The 3,171-nt window shown below is 65.3% G+C and carries 4 protein-coding genes; all 4 read left to right on the top strand.

Annotation, left to right across the window (positions count from 1 at the left end):
• Positions 1-71 precede the first annotated feature (71 nt).
• Genes tnpA through BZF61_RS15420 form a run of 4 tightly spaced genes read left to right on the top strand, consistent with a single transcriptional unit; the run spans position 72 to position 3,138 of the window.
• Complete coding sequence (gene tnpA / locus BZF61_RS15435; protein ID WP_086616937.1) at positions 72-449, top strand: IS66-like element accessory protein TnpA; 378 nt, start codon at positions 72-74, stop codon at positions 447-449.
• Positions 446-787: an IS66 family insertion sequence element accessory protein TnpB gene (gene tnpB, locus BZF61_RS15430; protein ID WP_086616938.1), complete on the top strand. Its 342-nt coding sequence runs from the start codon at positions 446-448 to the stop codon at positions 785-787. Before tnpA ends, tnpB begins: the two co-directional genes overlap by 4 nt.
• Before the next feature lie 60 nt (positions 788-847).
• Entirely contained in the window at positions 848-2,518 is a 1,671-nt protein-coding gene (gene tnpC / locus BZF61_RS15425; protein ID WP_086620183.1) for an IS66 family transposase, read from the top strand.
• On the top strand, positions 2,515-3,138 hold the full coding sequence (locus BZF61_RS15420; protein ID WP_027443935.1) for a plasmid pRiA4b ORF-3 family protein: 624 nt from the start codon (positions 2,515-2,517) through the stop codon (positions 3,136-3,138). Before tnpC ends, BZF61_RS15420 begins: the two co-directional genes overlap by 4 nt.
• Positions 3,139-3,171 lie beyond the last annotated feature (33 nt).

The raw sequence follows: 3,171 nt of genomic DNA, 5'->3' as shown, positions 1-3,171 counted from the left end.
GGGGCCGCCTTGCGCGGGTAGGTAGCGAGCGCTCTTTAGCGTGCTCTTTTGAGCGCGCTTAGGAGTGGTCGATGGGTCAGGTGACGGTATTTTCGGGGCCGGAGCGGCGGCGCCGGTGGAGCGAGGAAGAACGGCTGCGGATCCTTTCCGAGGCGTTCGCGCCTGGCGCCTGCGTTGCCGAGGTGTGTCGGCGGCACGATATCTCCTCGGCGCTGATCTACACTTGGCGGCGCAAGTTGCTCGATGCAGGCGCGGCGCAGGAGGCCGAGGCGCCGGATGCGCTTCCCACGCCGGTATTCGCCGAAGCGGTGATCGACGGGGACGCGGTGCCGGTCAGCGCTGCCGAGCACCCGGCGATGATCATCGACCTGCCACGCGGCAAGCGGCTGAGCGTTTTCGCTGCGGCATCGCCGGCGCTGGTCGCTGCCGCGCTGAAGGCTCTGCGATGATCCCTTCCGGCGCGCGGGTGTGGATCGCGCTGGGCCACACGGATATGAGGAAGGGCATGCAGGGCCTGGCACTGCTGGTGCAGCAGGGCCTGAAGCGTAATCCGCATGGCGGGGATCTGTTCGTATTCCGCGGCCGCGCGGGCTCGCTGATCAAGATCATATGGCACGACGGGATCGGCATGTCGCTCTACGCCAAGCGGCTCGAGAAGGGCCGGTTCGTATGGCCGTCGGCCAAGGAGGGAACGGTGTCGCTGACCCCCTCGCAGCTGGCCTGCCTGCTGGAGGGGATCGACTGGAGGAACCCCCAGTATACGTGGCGGCCGCAGAGCGCAGGATAATCGTCGCAAGGCGGTGTTTTGCCCTTGCGGCAGAGGGTGGAACATGATTCCATCTCTCCTGTGGAAGCCGCCATCTCGCCCCTGCCAGACGACGTTGAAGCGCTCAAGGCGCTGGTGGCGACGATGGCCCGCAGAGCCGAGGAGGCCGAGCAGAACGCTGCCACTGCCACGGCCAAGCTCGCCAACGCCATGGCCCACCAGAGCGCCATCGAGGCGCTGATCGCTCACCTCAAGCTGCAGATCGCCAAGCTGAAGCGCGAGCAGTATGGCCCCAGCGCCGAGCGCAGCCGACGCCTGCTGGGTCAGATGGAGCTGCAGCTCGAAGAGCTCGAGGCTGACGCCACCGAGGACGATCTGATTGCCGAGGAAGCGGCAGCGAAGACCACCACGGTCACTGCCTTCGAGCGCAAGCGCCCGGCAAGGAAGCCGTTCCCCGAGCACCTCCCCCGCGAGCGCGTGGTGGTGCCTGCCCCCTGTTCCTGCCCGGCCTGCGGTGGGGACCGGCTGTCCAAGCTCGGCGAGGACGTCACCGAGACGCTCGAGGTCATCCCGCGCTCGTGGAAGGTGATCCAGACGGTCCGGGAGAAGTTTGCGTGCCGGGACTGCGAGAAGATCGCTCAGGCCCCCGCTCCTTTCCATGTGGTGCCCCGCGGATGGGCCGGGCCCAGCTTTCTCGCCATGCTGCTGTTCGAGAAGTATGGGCAGCATCAGCCCCTCAACCGTCAGGCCGAGCGGTTCGCTCGCGAAGGCGTGCCGCTCAGTCTCTCGACCCTGGCCGATCAGGTCGGCGCCGCTGCTCACGCGCTGATGCCGATCTACAAGCTGATCGAGGCGCACGTTCTGGCTGCAGACCGCATCCACGGCGACGATACCACCGTGCCGGTCATGGCCAAGGGCAAGACCGATGTGGCCCGATTATGGGTCTACGTCCGCGATGATCGGCCGTTCGCCGGGTCTGATCCACCGGCGGCGCTGTTCCACTACTCGCGCGATCGGCGCGGCGAGCACCCGCAAGCCCATCTCGCAGGCTGGTCCGGGATCCTACAGGCCGATGCCTATAGCGGCTACAACGACCTCTATCGCGAAGGACGCGACCCCGGCCCCGTGCTCGAGGCAGGCTGCTTCGCCCATGCGAGGCGCAAGTTCTTCGAGCTGGCCGATGTCGTAAGCTCGGCCCGCAAGAAGAGTCGCGGACAGAGCGCCGCCATGATCTATCCGATCGCGCTCGAAGCCGTGCAGCGCCTCGATGCCCTGTTCGACATCGAGCGCGGCATCAACGGCAAGAGCCCGGCCGAGCGGCTTGCAGTTCGCCAGGAACTCAGCGCGCCGCTCATGGCCGAGCTCCACACCTGGCTGACCGAGCAGGTCGCCAAGCTATCGCGCGGCCATGATCTCACCAAGGCCTGCTTCTACATGCTCAAGCGCTGGGACGCGTTCACCCGCTTCCTCGACGATGGCCGGATCTGCCTCACCAACAACGCAGCTGAGCGCGCGCTCCGCTGCATCCCGCTTGGCCGCAAGGCATGGCTGTTCTGCGGATCCGATCGCGGCGGCCAGCGTGCCGTCATCATCTACACCCTGATCCAGACCGCCAGGCTCAACGATGTCGATCCGCAGGCCTGGCTCGCCGATGTCCTCGCTCGCATCGCCGATCATCCCGCCACCAGGCTCGATCAGCTGCTGCCTTGGAACTGGCGCAAGAGTGAAGGTCTGCTATCGCAGGCGGCATGACCCGCCAAAGCGCCATCGACAGTTTTACCGAGATCGCCACGCTGCGTATCGAGCTGAACGATTCCGACCCGCTCATCTGGCGAGAGCTCGAAGTCCCAACCTCCATCACCCTCAAGGTGCTGCACGAGATCGTCCAGACCGCCATGGGATGGCTCGACTATCACCTCTGGGAGATGGTCATCGATCACCAGACCTACGGCCTGCCCATGGACGAGGACTGGGGGACCGCTCCCCGCAAGGTCGCCTCCCGCACACGACTGCGCGATGTGCTTGCTCCCGGCACTACCCGGATTCATTATGTCTATGATTTCGGCGATTACTGGGAACACAGTTTGATCATCAGGGATGTCCGAGCTGGGGATCGCTCCACGGCATATCCGCGTTTCATCGCCGGTGAGCGCAACTGCCCTCCCGAGGACTGCGGCGGCATCCCGGGGTTCTACGAAATGCTCGAGGCGAGAAACGATCCGGACCATCCAGATCACGCCGATGTCAGCGAATGGCTCGACGACTACGATCCAGACGAACTCGATGTCTTCCCGATCAACGGCATCCTCGGCCGGATCGCCGCTCGTCGTAACGCCGCAGCAAAACGCATCATCAAACCCAGTGACCGCTAACTGAAACGGGTGCGGCCTTCACCGGATGGATAC

The sequence above is a fragment of the Erythrobacter tepidarius genome, from assembly GCF_002155695.1.
Classification (GTDB): domain Bacteria; phylum Pseudomonadota; class Alphaproteobacteria; order Sphingomonadales; family Sphingomonadaceae; genus Erythrobacter; species Erythrobacter tepidarius.
The sequence above is the reverse complement of the archived record's forward strand: the minus strand, read 5'-3'. Positions and strand labels throughout refer to the sequence as shown.